This is a genomic window from Delftia sp. S65 (assembly GCF_016516495.1).
GTDB classification, from domain to species: domain Bacteria; phylum Pseudomonadota; class Gammaproteobacteria; order Burkholderiales; family Burkholderiaceae_C; genus Comamonas; species Comamonas acidovorans.
On sequence record NZ_JACVUR010000002.1, the window covers coordinates 134,113 to 157,891 of the forward strand.

Annotated in this window: 22 protein-coding genes; 9 read left to right on the top strand and 13 right to left on the bottom strand. The window is 69.1% G+C overall.

The features are described from left to right. Positions 1-45 precede the first annotated feature (45 nt). On the top strand, positions 46-1,368 hold the full coding sequence (locus IAE24_RS02525; RefSeq protein ID WP_199958782.1) for an SAM-dependent methyltransferase: 1,323 nt from the start codon (positions 46-48) through the stop codon (positions 1,366-1,368). Here the strand turns inward: IAE24_RS02525 and IAE24_RS02530 are convergent. The 9 genes from IAE24_RS02530 to IAE24_RS02570 all read right to left on the bottom strand — a co-directional run bounded on the left by IAE24_RS02530 (position 1,331) and on the right by IAE24_RS02570 (position 9,555). Further along, complete coding sequence (locus IAE24_RS02530) at positions 1,331-2,557, bottom strand: DegT/DnrJ/EryC1/StrS family aminotransferase (RefSeq protein WP_199958780.1); 1,227 nt, start codon at positions 2,555-2,557, stop codon at positions 1,331-1,333. The two genes, IAE24_RS02525 and IAE24_RS02530, sit on opposite strands and share 38 nt — an antisense overlap. Then, a complete protein-coding gene (locus IAE24_RS02535) occupies positions 2,550-3,044 on the bottom strand; it encodes a DMT family transporter (RefSeq protein ID WP_199958778.1) in 495 nt (164 codons plus the stop codon). Before IAE24_RS02535 ends, IAE24_RS02530 begins: the two co-directional genes overlap by 8 nt. A 1-nt stretch (position 3,045) precedes the next feature. Further along, on the bottom strand, positions 3,046-3,414 hold the full coding sequence (locus IAE24_RS02540) for an EamA family transporter (protein WP_012202070.1): 369 nt from the start codon (positions 3,412-3,414) through the stop codon (positions 3,046-3,048). After that, the gene (locus IAE24_RS02545; protein WP_199958776.1) at positions 3,404-4,345 is read right to left on the bottom strand and encodes an alpha/beta hydrolase; all 942 of its coding nucleotides are present in this window, start codon (positions 4,343-4,345) and stop codon (positions 3,404-3,406) included. The genes IAE24_RS02540 and IAE24_RS02545 overlap by 11 nt, the downstream gene beginning before the upstream one ends. Before the next feature lie 174 nt (positions 4,346-4,519). Then, positions 4,520-5,224, bottom strand: a complete 705-nt coding sequence (locus IAE24_RS02550; protein WP_199958774.1) for an MtnX-like HAD-IB family phosphatase — start codon at positions 5,222-5,224, stop codon at positions 4,520-4,522. Continuing rightward, on the bottom strand, positions 5,217-6,161 hold the full coding sequence (locus IAE24_RS02555; protein WP_034397595.1) for an HlyD family secretion protein: 945 nt from the start codon (positions 6,159-6,161) through the stop codon (positions 5,217-5,219). Before IAE24_RS02555 ends, IAE24_RS02550 begins: the two co-directional genes overlap by 8 nt. After that, the gene (locus IAE24_RS02560) at positions 6,158-6,916 is read right to left on the bottom strand and encodes an ABC transporter ATP-binding protein (RefSeq protein WP_013800028.1); all 759 of its coding nucleotides are present in this window, start codon (positions 6,914-6,916) and stop codon (positions 6,158-6,160) included. The genes IAE24_RS02555 and IAE24_RS02560 overlap by 4 nt, the downstream gene beginning before the upstream one ends. 15 nt (positions 6,917-6,931) lie before the next feature. Continuing rightward, a complete protein-coding gene (locus IAE24_RS02565; protein WP_012202065.1) occupies positions 6,932-8,086 on the bottom strand; it encodes an ABC transporter permease in 1,155 nt (384 codons plus the stop codon). Continuing rightward, the gene (locus IAE24_RS02570) at positions 8,083-9,555 is read right to left on the bottom strand and encodes an efflux transporter outer membrane subunit (protein ID WP_199958766.1); all 1,473 of its coding nucleotides are present in this window, start codon (positions 9,553-9,555) and stop codon (positions 8,083-8,085) included. Before IAE24_RS02570 ends, IAE24_RS02565 begins: the two co-directional genes overlap by 4 nt. A 344-nt stretch (positions 9,556-9,899) precedes the next feature. Here IAE24_RS02570 and IAE24_RS02575 point away from each other — a divergent pair, with 344 nt between their 5' ends. From IAE24_RS02575 to IAE24_RS02585, 3 genes are all read left to right on the top strand, one after another. Continuing rightward, a complete protein-coding gene (locus tag IAE24_RS02575; RefSeq protein ID WP_199958757.1) occupies positions 9,900-10,904 on the top strand; it encodes a fimbrial protein in 1,005 nt (334 codons plus the stop codon). Between the two features lie 133 nt (positions 10,905-11,037). Continuing rightward, complete coding sequence (locus IAE24_RS02580; protein ID WP_013800025.1) at positions 11,038-11,763, top strand: response regulator; 726 nt, start codon at positions 11,038-11,040, stop codon at positions 11,761-11,763. After that, on the top strand, positions 11,748-12,926 hold the full coding sequence (locus tag IAE24_RS02585; RefSeq protein WP_043823338.1) for a sensor histidine kinase: 1,179 nt from the start codon (positions 11,748-11,750) through the stop codon (positions 12,924-12,926). Before IAE24_RS02580 ends, IAE24_RS02585 begins: the two co-directional genes overlap by 16 nt. Positions 12,927-12,967: 41 nt before the next feature. Here IAE24_RS02585 and IAE24_RS02590 read toward each other — a convergent pair whose 3' ends face one another. Continuing rightward, the gene (locus IAE24_RS02590; protein ID WP_199958755.1) at positions 12,968-13,627 is read right to left on the bottom strand and encodes a TetR/AcrR family transcriptional regulator; all 660 of its coding nucleotides are present in this window, start codon (positions 13,625-13,627) and stop codon (positions 12,968-12,970) included. A gap of 45 nt (positions 13,628-13,672) precedes the next feature. Between IAE24_RS02590 and IAE24_RS02595 the strand changes: the two genes are divergently transcribed. Together IAE24_RS02595 and IAE24_RS02600 are read left to right on the top strand one after the other, a co-directional pair. After that, positions 13,673-15,367, top strand: coding sequence for an acyl-CoA dehydrogenase family protein (locus IAE24_RS02595; protein ID WP_199958753.1), 1,695 nt, complete (start codon positions 13,673-13,675; stop codon positions 15,365-15,367). A gap of 45 nt (positions 15,368-15,412) precedes the next feature. Continuing rightward, entirely contained in the window at positions 15,413-16,933 is a 1,521-nt protein-coding gene (locus IAE24_RS02600) for a class I adenylate-forming enzyme family protein (protein ID WP_199958744.1), read from the top strand. 45 nt (positions 16,934-16,978) lie between these two features. On the opposite strand, the gene IAE24_RS02605 is transcribed toward IAE24_RS02600, so the two are convergent. Together IAE24_RS02605 and IAE24_RS02610 are read right to left on the bottom strand one after the other, a co-directional pair. Next, positions 16,979-18,091 (bottom strand): siderophore-interacting protein, encoded by a 1,113-nt coding sequence (locus IAE24_RS02605; protein ID WP_199958742.1) that lies wholly within the window; start codon positions 18,089-18,091, stop codon positions 16,979-16,981. Between the two features lie 114 nt (positions 18,092-18,205). Next, positions 18,206-19,234, bottom strand: a complete 1,029-nt coding sequence (locus tag IAE24_RS02610; protein ID WP_199958740.1) for a helix-turn-helix transcriptional regulator — start codon at positions 19,232-19,234, stop codon at positions 18,206-18,208. 135 nt (positions 19,235-19,369) lie between these two features. Between IAE24_RS02610 and IAE24_RS02615 the strand changes: the two genes are divergently transcribed. From IAE24_RS02615 to IAE24_RS02625, 3 genes are all read left to right on the top strand, one after another. Beyond that, positions 19,370-20,569, top strand: a complete 1,200-nt coding sequence (locus tag IAE24_RS02615) for a threonine ammonia-lyase (protein ID WP_199958738.1) — start codon at positions 19,370-19,372, stop codon at positions 20,567-20,569. 106 nt (positions 20,570-20,675) lie between these two features. After that, entirely contained in the window at positions 20,676-20,825 is a 150-nt protein-coding gene (locus IAE24_RS02620) for a hypothetical protein (RefSeq protein WP_013800017.1), read from the top strand. A 325-nt stretch (positions 20,826-21,150) separates the two neighbouring features. Beyond that, complete coding sequence (locus tag IAE24_RS02625) at positions 21,151-23,016, top strand: phosphoenolpyruvate carboxykinase (GTP) (RefSeq protein WP_199958736.1); 1,866 nt, start codon at positions 21,151-21,153, stop codon at positions 23,014-23,016. Positions 23,017-23,298: 282 nt separating this feature from the next. Here IAE24_RS02625 and IAE24_RS02630 read toward each other — a convergent pair whose 3' ends face one another. Then, a complete protein-coding gene (locus IAE24_RS02630; RefSeq protein WP_096914423.1) occupies positions 23,299-23,718 on the bottom strand; it encodes a hypothetical protein in 420 nt (139 codons plus the stop codon). Positions 23,719-23,779 lie beyond the last annotated feature (61 nt).

The following is a 23,779-nucleotide window of genomic DNA, read 5'->3' on the forward strand; positions in this document are numbered from 1 at the left end:
CCACGTCCGCGCACCGCGGCCGACCGCAAGACAGGAGGCAACCCCATGATCGACCGGCTGACCGAAAGACTGCTGCAGCGCAGTTTCACACCCCTGGTGCGCAAGGGACTGCTCGAAATCTGCCTGCCCTGGGGGCGCATGCTGGCCTTCGGCGACGGCGGCCAGCCGCAGGCACGCATCCGCTTCACGGACAGGCGCGCACTGTGGGCCCTGATGCGCGACCCGGACCTGAACCTTGGCGAGATGTTCATGCAGCAGCGCCTGGTGGTGGAGCGGGGCAGCATCTACGACGTGCTGGAGCTCGTGCTGCGCAACGCGCGCAACCTGCCCGTGCCGGCCAGCGTTCGGCTGCTCGATGCCTGGCGCATGCGGCTGCGCCCGCTGCTGCAGCACAACCGCCGCGGCAAGGCGCGCGCCAACGTGGCGCACCACTATGACCTCGACGACCGGCTGTATCGGCTCTTTCTGGATGGCGAGCGCCAGTACTCCTGCGCCTACTTCGAGCGTGGCGACGAAAGCCTGGAGCAGGCCCAGCGGGCCAAGATGCGCCACATCGCCGCCAAGCTGCTCGTGGAGCCCGGCCACCGCGTGCTGGACATAGGCTGCGGCTGGGGCGGACTGTCGCGCTACCTGGCCGAGGTGGCTGGCGCGGGCCATGTGACGGGCGTGACGCTGTCCGGCGAGCAGTTGGCGGGCGCCCGCCAGCGTGCCGGCCAGTCCCCGTGCGCGGACCGCCTCAGCTACCGCCTGGAAGACTACCGCGACACGCGCGGCACCTTCGACCGCATCGTCTCGGTGGGCATGTTCGAGCATGTGGGCACGCGTTTTCACGACGCCTTCTTCCGCCAGTGCCGGGAGCTGCTGTCCGACGATGGCGTGATGCTGCTGCACTTCATCGGCAACAGCGATGTGCCCGACTTCAACAATCCCTGGATAGAGCGCTACATCTTCCCGGGCGGCCACATTCCATCCCTGTCGGAGTTCACGCCGGCCATCGAACGCAGCGGCCTGGTGGTCACCGATATCGAAGTGCTGCGCCTGCACTATGCGCGCACGCTGCGGCTGTGGCGCGAGCGCTTCATGGCGCGCCGCGACGAGGCTGCCGCGCTCTACGACGAGCGCTTTTGCCGCATGTGGGAGTTCTATCTGTCCATGTCGGAAGCCGCCTTCCGCTACCAGGACATCGCCATTTTCCAGGTGCAGCTGGCACGCCGCCAGGAAGCGGTTCCGCTCACGCGCGACTATGTCGCCGAACGCAGCCAGGCCCTGCGCGGGCGCGAGCCACCGGCCGGCGCCACGAAACAACCCGGCGCCACGCAGGCCGCAGCCGTCAGCCAGGCGCGGCGTGCGGCCTCTCCAGCAGGCTGAGCAAGGCCCCGAAGCGCGCGTCGTCGAACCACAGGCTGTTGCCCACGGCCACCAGGCGCCGTGCCCAGTCGCGCCCCTGGTCCACCACGTCCTGGCGCGCCAGGCCCAGCACATGGTCGTAGCGGCCATAGTCGGGCAGCACATGGACGAAGGGCAGCGACAAACCCCAGCCCCGCCCCCACTGCGCGCGCAGCAGCGCATCGCGCGTGGCTGCATCGCGCAGGCGCAGCAGCAGCACGGGCCAGACGCCTTGCGCACCCGGCACGGTGTCACCCACCACCTCGATCCCATCGATGGCCGACAGCCAGGCGCCGCGCTCACGGGCCTGGCGCTGCAGTTGCTGCTGGAAATCCGCCAGCCGCGCCAGCGCGCGCCGGCCCACGCGGCGGCGCCAGGCGCCCAGTTCATGGCGGGCAATGGCGTCGTCGAAATCATCGCCGGCGGCCTGCACCCAGTCGCTGCGCGACAGCGCATCGCGCAGGGGACGGCCATAGGCCAGGTCCAGCCCGGCGGGGCGGTACAGCGCCGCATAGCCCAGCAGCTCCAGGCTGCGGCGCAACTCCCAGCCCCGGTCCTGGCGCACGCTGGCCGCATGTGTCTCGCGCAGTGCCTCGCGCAGCGCGGGGTCGCGTGCCAGCAGCACGCCGCCCTCGAAGGTGGTCAGGCCCTTGCCCACGGCCAGGCTGTAGAAGCCCACATCGCCCTGCCAGCCCACGGGCTCGCCGCGCAGGCGCGCGCCCAGGGCCTGGGCCGCGTCCTCCACCACCCAGGCGCCCACGGCGCGCGCGCAGTCCACGGCCGTGGCCACATCGGCCACGCGGCCGCACAGATGCGTGGGCAACACGGCCAGGGTGCGTTCGCTGCACAGGGTGCGAAGGCGCGTGGGGTCCATGTCCAGCGTGTCGGGATGCAGATCGCACAGGCGCAGTTGCAGGCCGCAGTGCGCCACGGCCAGGGCCACCAGCGGGCAGGTATAGGCGGGTGCGATGACTTCGCTGCGGCCCGGCGCCAGGCGGCGCAGGGTCTGCAGCGCCACCATCAGCGCCGAGGTGCCCGAGCATTCAAGCTGCACGGCGGGCACGCCCAGCCACTGCGCCAGCGCCGTCGCCAGGTCCGCATCGCCCCAGGGCAGCAGGTCGGCCGCACGCAGCGGCAGGCCCGCCGTAGGCGGCAGCACGCGTTCAGCCACGGCGTGTGCCGTGCTCGGCCGAGGCCGCCAGATGCGCGGCGCCCGCGCTGGCCGAGCCCGCGCCCGGGTTGCCGCCCGCATGGCCCGGCGTGTCATCGTCTGCGCCGGGCCCCTCGGCCTCCTGCGTCTCGCTGACGGCCAGGCAGGCGATGCCGGCCACGATGAACAGGCAGCCGATGATCTGGGGCATGCCTATGCGCTCGTCGAACAAGCAGTACGACAGCGCCAGCACGGAAAGAATCTCCAGGTGCGATGCCGCAAAGGCCGGGCCGATGGGCGCGCGCTTGAGCAAGGTCATCCACGAGAAAAAGGCGCCGATGTAGCCCACGAAGGCGCCATAGATCCAGGGCTGGCCGAACACGCGCGCCAGCCAGGCCGTGGAGAACTCCAGCGGCAGCGCCGCATTGCCGGCCTGCTTGAAGCTCAGCTGGGCCAGCGTGTCGAAGGCCATGAGCACCAGAAAGCCGATGAAATAGAAACGCTTCATTTCAATGGAGGCCCACGATGGCGACGCCTATGGACACGAGGACAATTCCGGCGACCCGCATGGGTGCCAGCTTCTCGGCAAACAGCAGCCGGCCCGCGATCATGATGGCCACGATGTTGATGGAGCCCAGCAGCACGCCTTCGGACAGCGGCACCAGCGAGAGAAAGGCCAGCCACAGCACGAACTCGGCCACGTAGCAGCCCACGCCCAGCCACAGCCAGGGCCTGGAGGCCATGAAGCGCCAGCGTGCCAGGCCGTCGAGGTCACCGGGCTGGCTGGCGGCGGCCTTGAAGGCCAGCTGGCCCCCGCTGTCCACCAGCACGTTCAGCACCCACAGCGTGATGACCAGCGGCGAGAGATCACTGCCCATGCCGTGCGGCCTCCGCAGCCCGCACCTCGCGGGGGGCAGCACCGCTGGCGATGCGCGCCACGAATTCGGTGGTGCGCGCGATCACGGTGCGGCGGTCGCGGTCGATGGTGACCATGTGGTAGCTGTTGTCCAGCAGCACCAGCTCGACATGGGCCTGGCTGGCGCCATGCACGATGTCATGGGCGTTGGCCACCGAGGAGATGTCGTCGTTGCGCGCATGGATGACCAGGCAGGGCGAGCGCAGCTGGGGCAGGCGCGCCAGCACATGGGCCGAGAGGCGGCGCAGCTCGATGATGGACCACCAGGGATTGCCCGGCAGGCCGGCCGCCGCGCTGTCGCCCGAATGCATTTGCTCGACCACGCGCGCGCGCAGGGCCTCGTCCTTGATGCCGTAGGGCGGCTGCTCCATGAACACGCTGTGGCGGCCAATGCCCAGCGCGCGGAACAGCGGCAGCAGGAAGGCCAGGCGCGTGTAGAAGGGAATGCTCCAGCCGTCGTAGCGGAAGGTGGTGGACAGGGCGCAGACGCCGTCCACCTTGTCGGGGTGGCGCTGGGCCACGGCCAGGGAGAGCACGGCGCCCATGGACAGGCCGCCGACCACCACATGGTCCGTGTGCTGCGACAGTCGCTGCAGCCCGGCCTCCACGCTGGCCAGCCAGTCGGTCCAGCGCGTGTCCACGAGATCTTCCATGCTGCCGCAATGGCCGGCCAGCTGGACCGCATAGACGGTGAAGCCCTGCTTGTTCAGCCCCTTGGCCAGCAGGCGCATTTCGGCAGGCGTGCCCGTGAGCCCGTGCACCAGCAGCACGCCGGTGCGCGCGGCCGCGCCCGTGCCGGGCATGACGAATTCATGCTCGGTCACGCAAACGTTGTCCAGCCCCGTGGCAGGCTCGCTGCGCTGAACCAAGGAGAGCCCATCACTCAAATTCATGTCAATTTTCCATGACGCTGCGCGTCGCCCTCTGACCATGAAAATGGCGTGCCCTGAAGCCAGAGACACCAAGGAAGGGCCTTGGCCGGCCGCGCCGCCCCGCACCGAAGGTATCGTCCCCCTTGGGGGGCGCCGTGCAACGGGAAGGCGCGAAGCGACTCAGGGGGTGGTATGTCATGCCAGCGCCTCCAGGCCCAGGACCACCTTGTCGAGCAAGGCCGTGGCCTGCTCGAAATGCTCGAAGGGCGCATGGGCGATGCCCCGGCTTTCGCAGTGGGCGATGAGCTTGTACTTGGCCAGCACGAAGTCGGCCCGGCCCGAGACGCAGAAGTCCGAGGTGCTGTCGCCCACGTAGAGCACGCGGCCGTGCAGGGCCTGCTGCTCGGCCAGGCGCTCGCACTTGCAGTTGCCGCTGGCGCGCGCGCACTGCGCGCTGGCCCAGGGGGAGTCCAGGCGCCAGCTGCGCTCGCCGGTCTGCACCAGGCGGTTGGCGATGACCTGCAGATGGCCCAGGCCATGGCGCTCCAGCACATGGCGTATGGCGTAGTCGATGCCGTCGCTGACCACCTGCACCACCATGCCGTGGGCCTGGGCGGCCTCCACGAAGCCGGCAAAGCCGGGGTCGATCTCGATGGTGTCCAGGTGGGCGCGCAGCTCGGCCTCGTCCATGTCCAGCAGCGCGACCTGGCCCTTCATGCATTCGCGCGAGCCGATCTCGCCGCGCTCCCAGGCGTCTTCCAGTTCCTGCCAGCCGGGCTTGCCGAAGCGGTTGAGCAGGGTGTCGGTCACGTCCAGCAGGCTGATCGTGCCGTCGAAGTCGCTTTGCACCATCCAGCCGGGGGCGGCGGTGTCCAGATACAGGGGAATGCGCTTATTCATGGAACTGCACCCTTACGTTTTGACCCACGCGCACGGCGGCGGCGGGAGCTTGCTCGAAGACCAGCACGCACTCGATGACACGCACCGGCCCGCGCTGCTGGTCGTCCTGCAGCCGCGCCGTGCCATAGACGGGACTGATGCGCAGCACGCGTGCCGAGGGCAACTGCTGCTGTGCGGCGCCATCGGCGTCCAGCGTCACCGTGGCCCGCATGCCTTCGCGCACGGCGGCGGCGAAGCTTTCGTTGATTTCGGCTCGCACCTGCAGCGGGCGCTGCGGCAGCAGCACCACGGCCGGCGTGCCGGGCACGGCCTGGCTGCCCGCGTGGGTGGCCAGGCGCACCACGGTGCCGGCCTCGGGTGCGCGCAGTTCCTGGCGCTTGTGCTGGGCGCGCAATTGTTCGAGCTTGCGCTGTGCCACCTGGGCCTCGGCCGCGGCCACGTCGATCTCGGCCTGGGCATCGCGCAGCGCCTGCGCGGCCTCGTCCACGTTCTGCGCATCGGCGGCGCCCTCGCGCGCTGCGGCCTGCCAGCGCGACAGGGTCTGCTTGAGCTGGGGCAGGCGCGCGGCGCGTGCCTTCTGGCGGGCCTTGGCCAGCTGGGCCTCGGACTCGGCCACGGCCAGGTCGGCCTGGCCCGTATCGTCGGCCAGCCTCAGCAGCAACTGCCCGCGCTGCACGGACTGGCCTTCCTTGACGGACAGCTGCTGCACCACGCCGGCCACGGCGGGCGACAGGTCCAGCAGGCCGCCTTCCACCTCGATCTTGCCGCGCGCCACGGCCACGGCCGCCGGGCCGTTTTGCTGCGCCTTGGCGCTGGCCTGGCCGGCATTGGCAGGCGCATCGTGCGAAGGACCGCAGCCCGCCAGCAGCGCGGCGGCGGCCAGCGCCGCAGCCAGACCGGCAGTGGACGCGGCAAGGCCGCTCAGGGGGTACTTCATTCTTTTTCCTTCAACGGGGAGGTCTGGCGCCAGTCGCTGCGGATGGCGCCGTCCTCCATGCCGAGCACGCGGTCGGCATGGCGCACCAGGCGCGGGTCATGGCTCACGCACAGCACGGTCGTGCCATGGTTGCGCGCCGCGCGGTGCAGGATGTCGATGACGCGCTGGCCGCTTTCGGCATCCAGCGCACTCGTGGGTTCGTCGGCAAACAGCAGCTGCGGCGCCTTGGCCATGGCGCGGGCGATGGCCACGCGCTGCTTTTCGCCGCCCGACAGTTCGGCCGGGCGCATGTGGGCGCGGTGGGACAGGCCGACCTCGTCCAGCGCCTGCTGCGCGCGGCGCAGGGCCTCGTCGCTGCGCAGGCCCATGTAGCCCAGGGGCAGCTGTACCTGCTCGATGGCCGTCAGCGCCGGGAACAGGTTGAAGCCCTGGAAGACGAAGCCCGTGTGGCGCAGGCGGAATTTCTCCAGCGCCCGCGTGCCCAGCTTGCCCAGGTCCTCGCCCAGCGCCATGGCGTGGCCGCTGTCGGGCGCCTGCAGGCCCGACATCAGCGACAGCAGCGTGCTCTTGCCGCAGCCCGAGGGCCCGGAGATCAGGCTCAGCTCGCTCGGGTACAGCGACACGGACAGGCCTTGCAGCACCTGCACGCTGACCATGCCCGACAGGAAGGACTTGCACAGGCGCACGGCCTCCAGGCTGGGTGCCGTGCGGGGCGCCGCCGTGGGCGCGGGGGAGTGGGCATTCATCACGTTCATGGGGTCTGGCCGTCTTCAGCGCAGCAGCGTGGCCGGGTCGGCACGCAGCAGGCTGCGCATGGCGCCCAGGCCCGACAGCAGGGACAGCACGGCCACCAGCACGGCGCAGGCCAGCACGGCCGATGCGTTCAGCGCCACGGGCACGCGGTAGGCCATGGCCAGGGCCAGCAATACGGCGCTGGCCAGCGCGGCCATCACAAAGCCCAGGCCACCGATCCAGCAGGCCTGCTCGACCACCACGCGGCCCAGTGCCGCGCGGCTCACACCCAGCGCGTTGAGCACGGCGTACTCGCGCGAGGAAGCGGCCACCACGGCCTTGAGCGACTGGCTGGTGACCACCGAGCCCACCAGGCAGACGATGACGGCCATGAACAGCACGCCCGCGCCGGCGCCCGTGTCGAACATCCAGTAGCGCTGCGAGCGCCGCGCGAATTCCCTGGCCGTCCAGGCCTCGTAGGGGCCGAAGCTGGGTGTGGGCTGGTTCAGGCGCTGCTTCACGGCCTTGGCCGAGGCGCCCGGGCGCACGCGCGCCACGAAATAGGTGCTGCCCTGGCCGGGGTCGCCCGCAATCTCGCGGGCCGTGGCCAGCGAGGCCAATACGTTCACGCCGCCCAGGCCACGCAGGCCGTCCACGGCCGCCACCACCTGCACGCGGTGGTTGTTGACCCAGGCCACGCCGCCTTCGCTGGTGCCCAGGGTCTGCAGGTCGGCCCGGTCCACGATCACGGCGCCGGTCTCGCGCAGGCGCTGGCGCTGCCAGGGCTGGAGCACGTGGGAAAACAGCATGGAGGCGTCATCGGTGGCAATGCCCGACAGGTAGACCGACACGCCGCCGCCGTGCTCGCTCGCCGCTCCGCCGGCCGCCGAGTCCGAGCGCCAGTCGCCGTCCACCCAGACATAGGGCTCGACCGCCGCGACATCGGGGTCCATGCGCAGGCGCATGTCCACGTCGCGGCCGATGGTGCGGCCGAAGTTCACGCTCTGCGTGCCCGGATAGCCGATCCACAGGTCGGCCGAGGAAGCCGTCACATACAGCGCGGCCGATCCGAAGATGCCCAACACCAGCGCGGCCTGCATGGCCAGCAGCACGCCGGAGAAGCCCACGGCGAAGACGGAGGGAATGAAGCGGCGCCACTCGTGCACCAGCGTCTTGCGTGCCAGGGCGATCATGAGGGCGCTCCTTGTGCGAGCGGAGCCAGTGGAGCCATGCCGCTGTCGGCGTCGTCCTGGTCCTCGGCCGGCAGCGGCGCGCCGCCCAGGGCCTTGTACAGCGCCACGTAGGCCAGCGCATGGGCAGCCAGGGCCGTGGTCTGCTCGCTGCGCGCCTGCAGCGCGGCGCGCCGGGGCGCCAGGCCGCCGAATTCGCTGTCCAGGCCCAGCTTCAGGCGCTGGTCCTGCACGCGCTCGCGCTCGGCCAGCACCTGCTGGGTGGACTGCAGCGCGGCGAAGCGCTCGCGCTGGGCGTCCAGCGCGGCCAGTGCGGACTCGACCTCGGCCACGCCGTCGAGCACGCTCTGGCGGTAGGCCTGGATGGCGGCCTGCAGCGCCAGCTCGCTGGCGTCGGCCTGGGAGCGGCGGCGGCCCCAGTCGAACAGGGGAATGTCGATCTGCGGCCCGAAGGTGGGTGCGTTGTCCTGCGTGGTACGCAGGTTCTGGGTGATGTTGAACGAGTACAGCAGCGAGCCGCCGATCACGAAGCGCGGATACAGCGCCGCATGCGCAATGCCCTGCTCGGCCGCCGCGCGTTCCACGGCGGCCTGCGCCACCTGGATGTCGGGCCGTGTGCGCAGCAGGTCGGCCGGCAGGACGGCCACGCCCAGCGCCTGGGGACCGGGCAGCGGGGCCTTGGCATCGGCCTGCAGCCACTGGGCATCGGGCCGCGTGCGGCCCAGCAAGGCGGCCAGCATGTGGGCGCTGCGGGCCTGGGTTTCGCGCAGGCTGGCACGCAAGGCCGCGCTCTGGCCGGCCTGCAGTTGCAGCTGGTGCACGGCCTCTGCCGTGCCCAGGCGCTGCTGCTGGCGCACCTGGGCCAGTTGCAGGGCACGCGCATCCAGCAGTGCCTGTTCGTCGATCAGGGCGCGCTGGCGCTGGGCCATGCGGATGTCCAGATAGCGGTGGACCACATCGGCCACCAGGGCCACGCGGGCCGCCTGCAGGCGGCCCCGTGCGTCAAGCACGGAGGCGGCGGCATTGCGCTCGCCGGCCTCGCGGGCGCCGAACAGGCCCAGGTCCCAGCTCACGTCGATGCTGGCGTGGAAATACGAGTCGATGGCCGCAATGTCCTGCAGCGTGCGCGCACCGGCCGTGAACACGGGCCGGAAGGCCGAGCCGGCCGTGCCGGCCAGCAGCCGTTGCTGGCGCAGGCGCGACTGGGCCTGGGACAGGTCGAGGTTGGCGGCCAGCGCCTCCTCGACCAGAGTGTTCAGGGATTCGTCGCCCCAGGCCTTCCACCAGCCCTGCAGGTCGGGCGCCGCGGCCGAGCCAGGTGCACCCGGCGCGGCGGCGGGCAGGGGCTGCGTCCACTGCGTGGGCACCGAGCCGTCAAGCTGCGCCGGAGGCGGCGAGGAGCAACCGGCCAGCGCCAGGGCGGCGCCCAGGCACAGGCTGGAGAGGCGATGCGTCGCGGCGGCGTGGTTCACGGGATGGACAGGCGGGAGGGGATGATCGAGGGGAGGGCCGGGAAAACGAGGCCAGGGAACCATGTCCCCGGATAGCCATTGGACGCGGCCAAGCTTGCGCGAGGTTGCAGGCTTTATGGAGGAAACATGGAGAACGCAGCGCCTTGCGGGAGCCTCTCTGCCCCAACCCGGGCAAGAGCCAGTTGCGGACCGCCCGATCACCGCGGACTCGGATGATTCCGAGTTTATTTTCAGAACGCTCCAATTCCAATGCCGCATTCAGGTCAGTACATTGGCCGGATATCGCGCCCTATGCCACCTGTCCCAAGGCATTGATCCATATCTTCCAGGCTGGAGTTCACAGCATGTCTTTCACAGCCATCTTGCGCCATGCATTGGCCACGCCTCTCCTCTTGATTTTTTGTATGGCCCCTATTTCATCCTGGGCCCGTTGTTCCTCCCAGGGTTGGAATGCCCAGTTTCCGGGTTCAGCCAACACCCCCACCATCGTCAATGAAAATTATCCGATTGGCAGCGTTGTCTATTCCAGGACAATGGCTTTGCAAAATACCGGGGCCGGCAGCTACCACATTTCTTGCGACAATGATTTTTATTACATAGAAGGCATTGGAACGGAAAGCGGTGGAATATATTCCACCTCCATCCCCAACCTGGGCATGAAAATCACATGGGAAAGAGCCGCGCCTTATTCAGGGTCCATGTTGAAACAGGGCATATTCCATTCACTGCCAAGCAACAACATGACCCTCGAGCTCGTGAAAACCGGAGAACTCACCTCTGGCGGTTCCCTGAATGGCAGCTTCGCACGGATCTACTCTGGGACCAGCAATGCCCGTGACTTGCTGGCCACGATATTCTTTTCAAGTGGCATCACCGTCAACGTCAGCAGCCGCCCCAGGCCGCCGACCTGCCGGGTGTCCACGGGCAAGATCGACGTGACCATGGCCCCCGCCCCGTTCGCCGATTTCAAGGGAATCGGGTCCGTCACGGCAGCCAAGGACTTCAGCATCGAGTTGACCTGCGCGGGAGGCGAAGCCAATACACGCCTGACCGCCTTTATCACGCTGACGGATGCCACCCAGGCGACCAACCGATCGAGCACGCTGACGCTGGCCCAAAATTCCAAGGCCCGGGGTGTCGGCATACAGGTACTGAGAAACAACGTGCCCGTGAGCTTCGGCCCCGACTCCGGCAGCCTGGGCAATGCCAACCAATGGAATGCGGGCCAGGTCGCACAGGGGCAGAACAGCCTGAAGATTCCGCTGAGCGCGCGCCTGGTGCAGACGGCCGGCAGCGTGACACCTGGCATGGCCTATGGCCGGGCGACCTTCACGATGAGCTACCAATAGCCGCTGATGGGCCCGCAGGAAATGAACAGCGCCAGCCTTGCGCGCGATTGCAGACTTCGTGGAGCCAATATGGAGGGACTGCGGCACGCAGGGCATCGCACCATAATGTGCGCCTGGCCCTGCCAGCTTTCCCATGAACTCCACAGCACAGCCAACGGCAACCACCCCCCTCGTGCTCGTCGTCGAAGACGAGCCCGCCATCGCAAGCATCCTGACGGCCTATCTCGAGCGGGACGGGCTGCGTTCGCGCATGGCCTCGGACGGCCAGGAGGCGCTGCAGCTGTTCCGCCTGCTGCGGCCCGATCTGGTGCTGCTGGACATCCACCTTCCCGGCATGGACGGCATCGACGTGCTGCGCGCCATCCGCGATGACAGCCAGACGCCCGTGATCATGGTCACGGCGCTGGCCGACGATGTGGACAAGCTGCTGGCCCTGCGCCTGGGCGCCGACGACTACGTGGTCAAGCCCTTCAATCCGCCCGAGGTCGTGGCCCGCGTGCGCGCCGTGCTGCGCCGCACCCAGGCACGCAAGAACCCGGCGCCCGCGCCCATCCGCGTGGGCCCCATCGAGATCGACTCCGAGGCGCACAGCGCCGTGGTCTACGACAACGAGGGCCGCGCCCTGCCGCTGCCCCTGACGCTGACCGAATTCCGCCTGCTGGCCTGCCTGGCGGCCCAGCCCCGGCGCTGCTTCTCGCGCTCCCACCTGATCGAGCACTGCCTGCCCGAGAGCGATGCGCTGGAGCGCGTCATCGACTCGCACCTGTCCAAGCTGCGTCGCAAGCTGCAGCTGGCCGGCCAGGAAGGCCTGATCGAGACCGTGCGCGGCATTGGCTACCGGCTATGGCCCTGGGACTGAGGCCCAACCGCATCTGGGTGCGCTTCGGCCTGTGGATCACGGCCACCGTGCTCAGCACCATTGCCCTGCTGGCCATCGGCGTGCTGGTGTTCTCCGAGATCCAGTACCGCGACTTCTACAGCAGCCTGCCGCCGGCCGTGCAGATCGAGCTGGACGAACTCAACGCGCAGTCGCTGGAAGACAGCCCGCGCGCCATGCAGATCTACGGCCAGTACTGGACGGGCGATCTGCTGTTCGGCGAGAAATGGTCCCTGGTCATCGGCCTGCTGGTGTGCCTGCCCTTCGGGCTGGCCGTGGGCTTCTGGGTCTCGCGCCTGGTGACGCGGCCACTGGCCTCGATGGTCGAGGTGGCCAAGCGCGTGGAGCTGGGCGACTTCAGCGCGCGCGCCCTGCCCGGCAAGGCCCATGGCGAGATGGCCGAGATGGTGGTGGCCTTCAACCGCATGATCGATTCGCTGGAGACGCTGGAGGCCGAGCGCCGCGCCACGGCGGCCTCGATCTCGCACGAGCTGCGCACGCCGCTGACCGTGCTGCAGGCGCGCCTGCATGCCATCTGCGACGGCGTCATCGCCGCAGACGACACCGAGCTGAACACGCTGCTGTTCCAGGTCGAGCACCTGGGCCGGCTGGTCGGCGACCTGCACACGCTGTCCATGGCCGATGCCGGCCAGCTGTCGCTGCAAAAGCAGCGCCTGGACCTGGCCGAACTCGTGGCCGAGACGCTGGACCACCTGCACCCCCAGCTCCTGCAGCATGGCATGCAGCTGGAGATGCACCTGCCCGCGCCCAGTGACATCGGCATGGCCGACATCCGTGCCGACGCCGACCGCATGCGCCAGATCCTCTCCAACCTCGTCAGCAACGCCATCCGCCATGCGGCCAGCGGCGCATGGCTGGGCGTGGCGCTGACGGTGGAATCCGATATCGAGGGCCGTGCCTGGGCCGTGCTGCGCATCAGCGATGCCGGTCCCGGCCTGCCCAGCGAGCTGCGCTCCCACCCCTTCCAGCGCTTTGCCCAGGTGCCCGGCAAGCGCCGCCGCGAGGGCTCGGGCCTGGGCCTGTCCATCGTCAAGGCACTGACCGTCTCCCAGGGCGGCAGCGTGGAGGCCGACGACTCCGAGCAGGGCGGTGCCCGCTTCACGCTGCGCTTTCCGCGCGTCTGATCCCGCGCCGCTGGAGGCCGCCGGGGCCGCTGCCGGGTCCGCTACGCGGACGGAGCCTGCGCCTCGCGCAGCAGCGCATGGATGGCCCAGCCCAGCGGCACGCGCAGCTGCTGCAGCGTCTGCTGCGGCCCCAGCGCCAGCAGCGACTGCGACACCCAGCCATAGGTCAGCGTGTGCAGCAGCCGTGCCAGGGGCTGGGCCGGCGCGGGCAGCGGCGGATCGCAGTCCTGCAATGCCGTGCCCCACAGCTGTACATAGGCTTGGTAGTGGCGGCGGAAGGGCTCGGGCGCGGACACCTTGCGCTCCAGCATGAACAGCGCGGCCCACATCGGCGCCTCGCGCGCAATGCCGTCGACCAGGGTGTCCAGCAGGCGGTCCACGCGCGTGGCCAGCGGCATGCCGGCACTGTCCTGCAGCGTTTGCAGCCCCTGGGCGTGCAGGGCCTGCACCTGGCGGTGGATGCACATGGCCGCCAGCGTGTCCATGTTGCCGAAGTATTCATAGAAGGTGCCCAGGCCCACGCCGGCCACGGCCGCCACCTCGCGCACCGTGGTGCGCTCGTAGCCCTGCTCGATCACAAGCCGAACAAAGGCGTCCTGCAGCGCCTGCGACGTGGCCTGCGCACGCGATTGCAGGGGGCGGCGCCGCACTTTGGGCGGCTGCGGCTGCTGCCGTGAAACCCGAACACCTTTGCTGGGCATTTTTCCTAGACTTTTGCGTTGAGACCAACGATCACGGAGACACGCATGAGCACCGGCCAGACATTGCAGACAGGGCACACCTGGAACACGCACGACGTCCTGAACCAGGTCGACGAACTCACCGACTTCAACCTGCTGGAGGCCGACCCTGCCCTGGCCGAGGCCCTTCAGCGCAACGGCGCCGCGCGCCACATTCCTTCGCTGTCGCGCTATGCGCAGCAGCTGGGCGAGCGCGCCACCTGGGAGCTGGCCGAGCAGGCCAACCGCCACACGCCCGAGCTGCACCGCTTCGACGCGCGCGGCCGCATCATCGACGCCGTGGAGTTCCACCCGAGCTGGCACACGCTGCTGGGACTATACCGGCAGCAGGGGCTGATCTCCCTGCCCTTCGAGGACAGCAGCGCGGGCCGCTGGAGCGCCTGGGCCGCAGGTTTCTACCTGCACGGCCAGGTCGAACAGGGCACGCTGTGCCCGGCCACCATGACCACGGCCGCCATCCCGCTGCTGCAAAAGGAACCGGCGCTGTGGCAGCAGCTGCAGGGCAAGCTGTTCAGCCACGAATACGATCCGCGCGACCTGCCCGTGGCCGACAAGGCATCGATGTGGCTGGGCATGGGCATGACCGAGAAGCAGGGCGGCTCCGACGTGCGCGCCAACACGACGGTGGCCATGCCGGTGCACGCCGGCGGGCGTGGCGGCGAGTACCTGCTGCGCGGCCACAAGTGGTTCTTCTCGGCACCCATGTGCGATGCCCACCTGGTGGTGGCGCGCATGGGGGAAGGCGGTGGGCAGGCCTGCTTCTACGTACCGCGCTGGCGCCCGGACGGCAGCAGGAATGCCGTGCGCGTGCAGCGCTTGAAGGACAAGGTGGGCAACCGCAGCAACTCCAGCAGCGAAGTGGAGTTCGAGGACGCCTGGGGCATCCTGATGGGCGAGGAAGGCCGGGGCATTCCCACCATCATCGAGATGGCCACCTACACCCGCCTGAACTGCGTGCTGGGCAGCGCCGCCATCCTGCGCTCGGCCACGGTGCAGGCCCTGGCCTATGCGCGCCGGCGCAGCGTCTTCGGCAAGCTGCTGGCCGAGCAGCCGCTGATGCGCACCGTGCTGGCCGACCTGGCGCTGGAAAGCGAGGCCGCGCTGCAGATCGCCATGCGCTTGGCCCAGGCCTATGAGCGTGGAGGCGACGAGGGCGATCCGCTGGAGCGCGCCTGGAAACGCATCATGACGCCAGCGGCCAAGTTCTGGGTCTGCAAGCGCGGCGTGGAGCTGACGGGCGAGGCCATGGAGGTGCTGGGCGGCAACGGCTATGTGGACACGGGCGTGATGGCGCGCCTGTTCCGCGAGGCGCCCGTGAACTCGATCTGGGAAGGCTCGGGCAACGTCATGTGCCTGGACGTGCTGCGCGCCATCTCGCGCGAGCCCGACGGCGCGCAGCTGCTGCTGCAGGACCTGATCGACACGGCAGCGGGCGAGCCCGCGCTGCTGCAGCAGGCGCAATCGCTGGCACGGCGCCTGTCCGGCCCGCCTGACCAGCTCGAGGCCCAGGCACGCCGCCTGGTGCAGGACCTGGTGCTGCTGGCCCAGGCCTGCCTGCTGCGCCGCCATGCGCCGCCCGCCATGGCCGATGGCTTCATCGCCACGCGCCTGAGGGCGCAGCAGGGCGCCATGGTGGCGGGCGCCTTCGACCCGGCAGGCCTGGACATCGCCGCCATCCTGCAGCGCGCGCTGCCCGCCTGAAGCGGCCGCCGGCCCACCACACAACAAAGCACAAGGAGACAAGACATGAACCTGCTCGACGCCTTCGACAGCGCCGTGCGCAAGACGCCCGCCAAGGCCTTTCTGCGCGACCGCGGCGCCTCCATCAGCTATGCCGACATGCAGCGGCGCTCGCAGCGCGCGGCCGCCGTGCTCCAGGCCCAGGGCGTGGGCCGAGGCGATACCGTGGCCCTGATGTGCCTGAACACGCCGGGCTTTGTCGAAGCCCTGTTCGGCGCCTGGCGCCTGGGCGCCGCGCTGGTGCCCGTCAACCACAAACTGCAGGCGCCCGAGCTGCAGTACATCCTCGACCACGCGCAGTGCAAGGCCCTGGTGTTTGACGCCGCACTCGCGCCCGTGGTCGCCGCCGCGCCACACCCCTGCGCCCGCCTTGTGACCGAGGCGCAAGAGGCCGTCCCGGGTGTCCAGGACTGGGACACGCTGGTGGCGGCCACCATGCCCATGGAAGGCACGCGGCCCGCCGATGGCGACATCGCCCAGGTGCTCTACACCTCGGGCACCACGGGCCGGCCCAAGGGCTGCCTGCTGAGCCACCGCGCCATCACGCTGGCGGCGATCACGGCGGCGCTGGGCCTGTCCATCACGCGCGAGGAACGCACGCTGATGGCCATGCCCATCTGGCATTCCTCGCCGCTCAACAACTGGTTTGGCGGCACGCTGTACATGGGCGGCACCGTGGTGCTGCTGCGCGAGTACCACCCGCAGCATTTCCTGCAGGCCGTGCAGGACGAGGGCGTGACGCTGTACTTCGGCGCGCCGGTCTCCTACTTCGCGCCGCTGCAGATGCTGCCCGACTTTGCCCGCTACGACCTGAGCAGCGTGCGCGCCTGGGTCTACGGCGGCGGCCCCATCGGTGCCGAGATGGCGCGCAAGCTGGCCACGGCCTACCGCAGCGACCGCTTCTACCAGGTCTACGGCATGACCGAGACCGGCCCCACGGGCACCACGCTCTACCCCGAGGAGCAGGTGGAGCGGGCCGGCTCCATCGGCCGCGTGGCCCTGCCCGGCGTGGACATGCGCGTGGTGCGCGACGACGGCGAGGATGCCGGCCCGGGCGACACCGGCGAGATCTGGCTGCGCACCGGCAGCGTGATGGACGGCTACCTGCACGACGCCCAGGCCACGGCTGCCGCCTTCGCGCCCGGCGGCTGGTACCGCACGGGCGATCTTGCGCGCCTGGACGACGCGGGCTATCTCTTCATCGTGGACCGGACCAAGGACATGGTCATCACGGGTGGCGAGAACGTGTATTCCAAGGAGGTGGAGGACGCGCTGTCGGCCCATCCCCAGGTCGCCGATGTCGCCGTCGTGGGCCGGCCCCACGCCGAATGGGGCGAGACCGTCGTCGCCCACGTGGTGACGCGCGGCGAGGCCGCGCCGCAGGCCGAGGCACTGCAGCAGTTCCTGGCCGACAGGCTGGCGCGCTACAAGATCCCGCGTGAATTCGTCTTTGCGGCCAGCCTGCCGCGCACGCCCACAGGCAAGCTGCAGAAATTCCTGCTGCGTCAGGAGCGCAGCGCCACCTGAGGCGCCGGCCCCCTGCGTGGCCTCCTGCGGGGGCTACTTCCCGACCTACTTCGCGGCCTTGAAATCCGACTCGCTCATGCCGCGCCGCCAATAGGCCACGACCAGCTGCTCGTGCTTTTCCAGACCGCGCTCCTCGCGCGCCCACTGGCGCACGGCCTGGGCGGTGTCGAACTCGCCAGCGGCCCAGACGAAGCGGCTGGCGGGATGACCGGCCAACGCATCCGGCCAGCGCACGGCGCGCAGCGCGTCGATCAGCAGCGTGGTGGTGCCGGCCTCGGCAGCGCCCCGGTGCAGCCAGTGCCATTGCAGGCCTTCGGGCGCCTGCACGGGCTGCTCGTCCTGCGGACCCTGGACTTCGGCAAACACATGGCCGCGCGTGTGCGCCGGCAGGGAGGCCGCAATGCGCAGCATGGCCGGCAGGCCGGTGTCGTCGCCGGCCAGCAGCATCCAGTCGGCCGGGGTGGCCGTGCGCCCGCCGGGGCCGGTCATGCCGATGCGCTGGCCCGGCTGGGCGCGTGCGGCCCAGGCGGACCCGGGGCCGGCGTCCTCGTGCAGCACGAAGTCCACGTCGATCCATCCGTCGGCGCCGTCTTGGGCCATTCCCATCGCACGCATGGTGTACGTGCGCATGTCCAGGCGCCCGTCACCCTCGGGCAGGCGCAGCAGGCCGCTGGCCGACAGCGTGGGCCATTCGGGCTCGGCCACGCCGGGCTGCGGAAACAGCAGCTTGACGTGGATGTTGGTGTCCTGCGCATAGCGCGCCATGTCGTCACAGGCAAAGCGCACGCGGCGCATGTGCGGCGTGAGATCCCGCACGGCCAGCACCCGCAGCTCGCGGAAGGCCGGCGGGCGCTGCAGCGCGGCACCGTCACCCTCCCAGGCCAGGGAGCCGTCGGCGGCGCCCGTGGCCTCCAGCAGCAGGTGGGCCAGCATGAGCTTCATGTCCTGCAGCAGCTCCACGCCCGGCGCCGCCACCTCGGCATGGACCTGCCCGCCCTCCAGCCACAGCTGGCCCCGGCCGCCTTCGTAGTCGGCCACCCAGCGCGTGCCTTCGCGGCGCACGGTGATGTCGTGCTCCTGCATGTGCCCGACGATGGCGGCGATGGCCTCCTCGGCCCTGTCCATGCGCACCGAAGTGCGTGCCTGCAGCTGTGTCATTGACGAATGTCCTTTCGTTCGGTGATTGCAGCATCGCCCGGCGCCCGCGGGGTTTGCGCCAGCCCCGCCGACGTTTGCGCAGCGCGCCCATAAGCCCATAAGCCCATCAGGCCCTCAGAGCCTGGCGCGCACCAGCTTGGGAGAGATGCCGAAGCGGCGCTTGAAGGCCGTGGAGAAATTGGCGGCGCTGGAATAGCCGGCCGCATGCGCGACCTCGGAGACGCTGCAGCCCGTCTGCTCCAGCGCGGCCCAGGCGCGTTCCAGCCGCTGCTCGCGCCGGTACTCGTCGATGCTCGATCCGTAGGCCAGGCGGAACTGGCGCTGCAGGGCGCTGGCGCTCAGGCCGACCTCGCGCGCGATTTCGGCCAGCGGGCGGCAGCCGTCGCCGCCGCTGTCCAGCAAGGCCTTGAGGCGCGCCATGCGCCGGTGTTCGCGCACGCCCAGCACGCCCGGCACGGTCTGCGCCGGATCGGGCTCGGGCGCGTCCAGCGCCTGCACGGCCTCGTGCACCAGCTCCAGCGTGCGGCTGGCCAGCAGCAGGGGCGCAGAGCCTTCGCGCGCCAGCTGGATGATCTGCTCGGCCACCGCCACGGCGCGCGGCGATGGCTGCCAGGGCTGTATGGCCAGCAACTGCTGCTCCATCCAGTGCCGCAGCAGCGGTGGCGCGACCATGGGCAGGGCCTGGGCGGCAAACCATTGCGGCTGCACGGTGATGCTGAGCTTGCGCTCGAACTTTCCGCGCCGCCAGTGCCGCATGAACATGTCGCCGGGCCGCGAATGGATGACGGCGCCGCAGGCCTGCACATGGGCACCGGCCGGGCTGGCGGGCGCCACCTGCATCTGCAGGCCCTGGCTGCCGAAGGCCACGTCCACGCAGCCCTCCAGCAGCACGACCAGGTGCAGCCCCGGCACGGCCGGTGAACGCGTGTTCATGGTGCGCAGGTCGCGCGCCTCCACGCCATGCAGCCACAGGCCGGGCTGGACCTGCCAGGACTGCAGGTGCCCGGCCAGCAGCGCGTCCTCGGCCGTGACCTCGGCGTCGAGGATGCGGTAGTCGGGACCGCTGAAGTCGCAGGCACGCAACGTGCCCCGCCCCAGCCAGCGCGGAGGGCGTGCAGGTGTTTGGACAGAGGAAAGAGCCATGGCCAGCCGGAGCGGTGTGCGCCCCAAAGACAAGAATGATTCTCATTTTATGGATCGCGCCGGTGCGGCGCTTTCTGCGGGGAATCCATGGCGTGCCCTGCCGCGCGCCCGGGCCGCCGTGCGCCACAATGCGTGATGCTCAGCCTCCAAGACATCCAGAACGCCGCCGACCGCCTGCGCGGCGCCGTGCTCGAAACGCCCTGCGTGGAATCGCGCACGCTGTCCCAGATCACGGGAGCGCAGGTCTATCTCAAGTTCGAGAACCTGCAGTTCACGGCCTCGTTCAAGGAACGCGGCGCCCTCAACAAGCTGGCCCAGCTCTCGCCCGAGGAGCGCGCACGCGGCGTGGTCGCCATGAGCGCCGGCAACCATGCCCAGGGCGTGGCCTACCACGCGCAGCGCCTGGGCGTGCGTGCCGTCATCGTCATGCCGCGCTTCACGCCGGGCGTGAAGGTGGAGCGCACGCGCGGCTTCGGCGCCGAGATCGTGCTGCACGGCGACTCCCTGGCCGAGGCGCGCCAGCACGCCTACACGCTGGCCGAGCAGCAGGGCCTGTGCTTCGTCCACCCCTATGACGACGAGCAGATCGCGGCGGGCCAGGGCACGCTGGCGCTGGAGATGCTGGCCGAGCAGCCCGACCTGGACCAGCTCATCGTGGCCATCGGCGGCGGCGGCCTGATCGCGGGCGTGGCCACGGCCGCCAAGGGGCTGAACCCGGGCATCGAGATCATCGGCGTGCAGACCCAGCGCTTTCCGTCCATGTTCAATGCCGTGCGCCAGGCCGGGCTGCCCATGGGCACCTCGACCATCGCCGAGGGCATTGCCGTCACCCAGCCCGGCGCGATCACGCAGGAAGTCGTATCGCGCCTGGTGGACGACATGCTGCTGGTCGACGAAGGCGACATCGAGCAGGCCGTGCTCATGCTGCTGGAGATCGAGAAGACCCTGGTCGAGGGTGCGGGCGCCGCGGGCCTGGCCGCGCTGCTGCGCCATCCGCAGCACTTCGCGGGCAAGAAGGTGGGGCTGATCCTGTCGGGCGGCAACATCGACCCGCTGCTGCTGGCGGCCATCATCGGGCGCGGCATGGTGCGCTCCGGGCGGCTGGCGCGCATCAAGGTCAGCGCACGCGACGTGCCCGGCGTGCTGGCGCGCATCACGGCCACGGTGGCGGCGGCGGGCGCCAATATCGAGGAAGTCCACCACCAGCGCGCCTTCACCATGCTGGCCGCGCAGAGCGTGGAGATCGAGCTGGTGCTGCAGACCCGCAACAAGGCCCATATCGAAGAGGTCATCGCTTCCCTGCAGGCCGAAGGCATGCAGGTCAACGCCGTCTAGAGCCCTAGCAGGCCCCTGGCCCCTTGTGTCATGGCTTTCCCCGAAGGCGCTGGCGGGCAGGCCTGCCTAGAATGGGGCATCCCCATTGGCAGCCAGGAGCTTTTGCATGTCGCATGATCCCGCAGCGAACCACGGCGAGCAGTCGCCCCCCGAAGACGCCACCGAGGCCATCGTCCCCTACATGCCCGTCATCCTGCCCCTGGCAGGTGCCGTGATGATGTTTCTGCTGGCCTTCATCGCCGTCAACATGGCCTGATACGGCCCCTTCGCCCCCTGCACCGAGCCCCGCTTTGCGGGGCTTTTTGTTTGCCTATCGCATAGGCAAACAGACAGATCATCTTGCATATTTCAATGCACAGAATGCATAGTTTTTGCCATTCGTTTGCTGACAAATTCGTGACCGCTCCCTAGAATCGAATCCCCAGCCGGTGCGCCGCCAGCTTCCGCCAGCGCCGCCTCGCCGCCCCGAGAAGAGCTTCCTTCGCGCGCCGACTGAACAAGAGCCCGTTTCTCAAAGTTGGTGCGGCAACAGGCGCGTCCCCTTTGAAAAACTGGTTTTTTCAATTGAAGGAAGCTCCGCGATGAACGCACCCGTCATGCAAGGCCTGAACATCCAGGCCCCTGCCTACGTCAAGAACAGCCGACTGATCGCCTGGGTGGCCGAGATGGCCGCACTGTGCAAGCCCGCCAAGATCCATTGGTGCGACGGCTCCCAGGAAGAGTACGAGCAGCTGTGCCAGCAGCTCGTCGATGCCGGCACCTTCAAGAAGCTCGATCCCGTCAAGCGCCCCGGCAGTTACCTGGCCTGGTCCGACCCGTCCGACGTTGCGCGCGTCGAGGACCGCACCTACATCTGCTCGGCCAACAAGGAAGATGCGGGCCCGACCAACAACTGGATGGCCCCGAACGAGATGCGCGCCACACTGCAGCCGCTGTTCGACGGCTGCATGGCCGGCCGCACCATGTATGTGGTGCCCTTCTCCATGGGCCCGCTGGGCTCGCCCATTGCCCACGTGGGCGTGGAACTGTCCGACAGCGCCTATGTGGCCGTCAACATGAAGATCATGACCCGCATGGGCCGTGCCGTGTATGACGTGATCGGCGTCGAAGGCGAGTTCGTTCCCTGCGTGCATACCGTGGGCGCGCCCCTGGCCGAAGGCGAGAAGGACCAGACCAGCTGGCCCTGCAACAAGACCAAGTACATCGTCCACTACCCCGAGACGCGCGAAATCTGGAGCTATGGCTCGGGCTACGGCGGCAACGCCCTGCTGGGCAAGAAGTGCTTTGCGCTGCGCATCGCCTCCACCATGGGCCGCGACCAGGGCTGGCTGGCCGAGCACATGCTCATCCTGGGCGTGACCAACCCCCAGGGCAAGAAGTACCACGTGGCTGCGGCCTTCCCCAGCGCCTGCGGCAAGACCAACTTCTCCATGCTGGTGCCGCCCAAGGTCTTCGAAGGCTGGAAGGTCACCACCATCGGCGACGACATCGCCTGGATCAAGCCCCAGGCCGACGGCTCGTTGCGCGCCATCAACCCCGAAGCCGGCTACTTCGGCGTGGCCCCGGGCACGAACTACCACACCAACCCCAACTGCATGGCCAGCCTCGACAAGAACGTGATCTTCACGAACGTCGCGCTGACCGATGACAACGACGTGTGGTGGGAGGGCATGGACAAGGACACCGGCAAGCAGCCCGATCACCTGATCGACTGGCAAGGCAAGGACTGGACGCCCCAGATTGCCCGTGAAACCGGCGCCAAGGCCGCCCACCCCAATGCCCGCTTCACCGTGGCCGCGACCAACAACCCCGCGCTGGACGAAGCCTGGGACGATCCCAAGGGCGTGAAGATCGACGCCATCATCTTCGGCGGCCGCCGCTCCACCACCGTGCCGTTGGTGACCGAGGCCCGCAACTGGACCGAAGGCGTCTACATGGCCGCCACCATGGGTTCGGAAACCACGGCCGCCGCCTTCGGCGCCCAGGGCGTGGTGCGCCGCGACCCCTTCGCCATGCTGCCGTTTGCCGGCTACAACATGAGCGACTACTTCCAGCACTGGCTCACGCTGGGCGCCAAGATCGAAGGCCAGGGCGCCGCCCTGCCCAAGATCTTCACCACCAACTGGTTCCGCAAGAACGCCGACGGCAAGTTCGTCTGGCCCGGCTACGGCGAGAACATGCGCGTGCTGAAGTGGATGATCGACCGCCTCGAAGGCCAGGCACAGGGCGAGCAGACCGCCTTCGGCATTGCGCCCCAGTACGCCGAGATCAACTGGACCGGCCTGGACTTCTCCACCGACCAGTTCGCCAGCGTGACCAGCATCGACAAGGCTGCCTGGGCCGAGGAAATGCAGCTGCACACCGAGCACTTCGACAAGCTGGCCCACAAGCTGCCCCAGGAGCTGCTGGTGACCAAGGCCGAACTGGAAAAGCGCCTGGGGACATAAAGCTCCCCCTGAGCGGCTACGCCGCTTCCCCCTCTCGCTTCGCGGGGGGGACGGCACCCTCGGTGCGGGGCGGCCCTTCCTCGGTGCCCCTTGCTTTGGGCATGGACTGTGGAAGATGCACAGAACAATGAATCCCTGAGTAGCTCTCGACCCATGGAAAAAGCCTCGCAGTGCGAGGCTTTTTTTGTGGCGTTTCAACGACGCCCCCAGACAACAAAAAAGCCGCGCCTTGTGGGCAGCGGCTTTTTTTGGAGGAGCGCCGCAAGGCGCCCCAGGCAGAGATCAGCTACCTTGACGATCCATGGCGCGGGCCAGGTCGGCCATCAGGCGGGCGTCCTGCAGGGCGGCATTCCAGATGCGCTCGTCGGCGGCGGCCTGCTGGCGGCTCTCGGTCCAGGCGCGGTAGCCGGCGCGGGCCGTCATGGCAGCGCGGCGGGCGGGAGCGGAGAACAGGGCCAGGCCCATGAAGGCGGCAACCCACAGCACCACCCAGGCGCCCAGCATGTGACCGTCTGTCCAGTTGTGGGCGACCTCGTTGACCACCACCATCAGCGCGGCCACCAGGGCAGCGAGCAGCAGGGCGCTGGCGCCACGCTTGCCGGAGAAACGCTTGGCAGCGCTCTTGCGGTCATCGGCGGCTTGATAGACATGCACCACACCAGGGTGCTCGACACAGTAGGAGTTGTAAATGAAGTTGCTCATGGCAGATAAACCCAGTTAAATAGCCGCTTTTGACGGCGTGGCGGGCGACTAGGTGTAACTA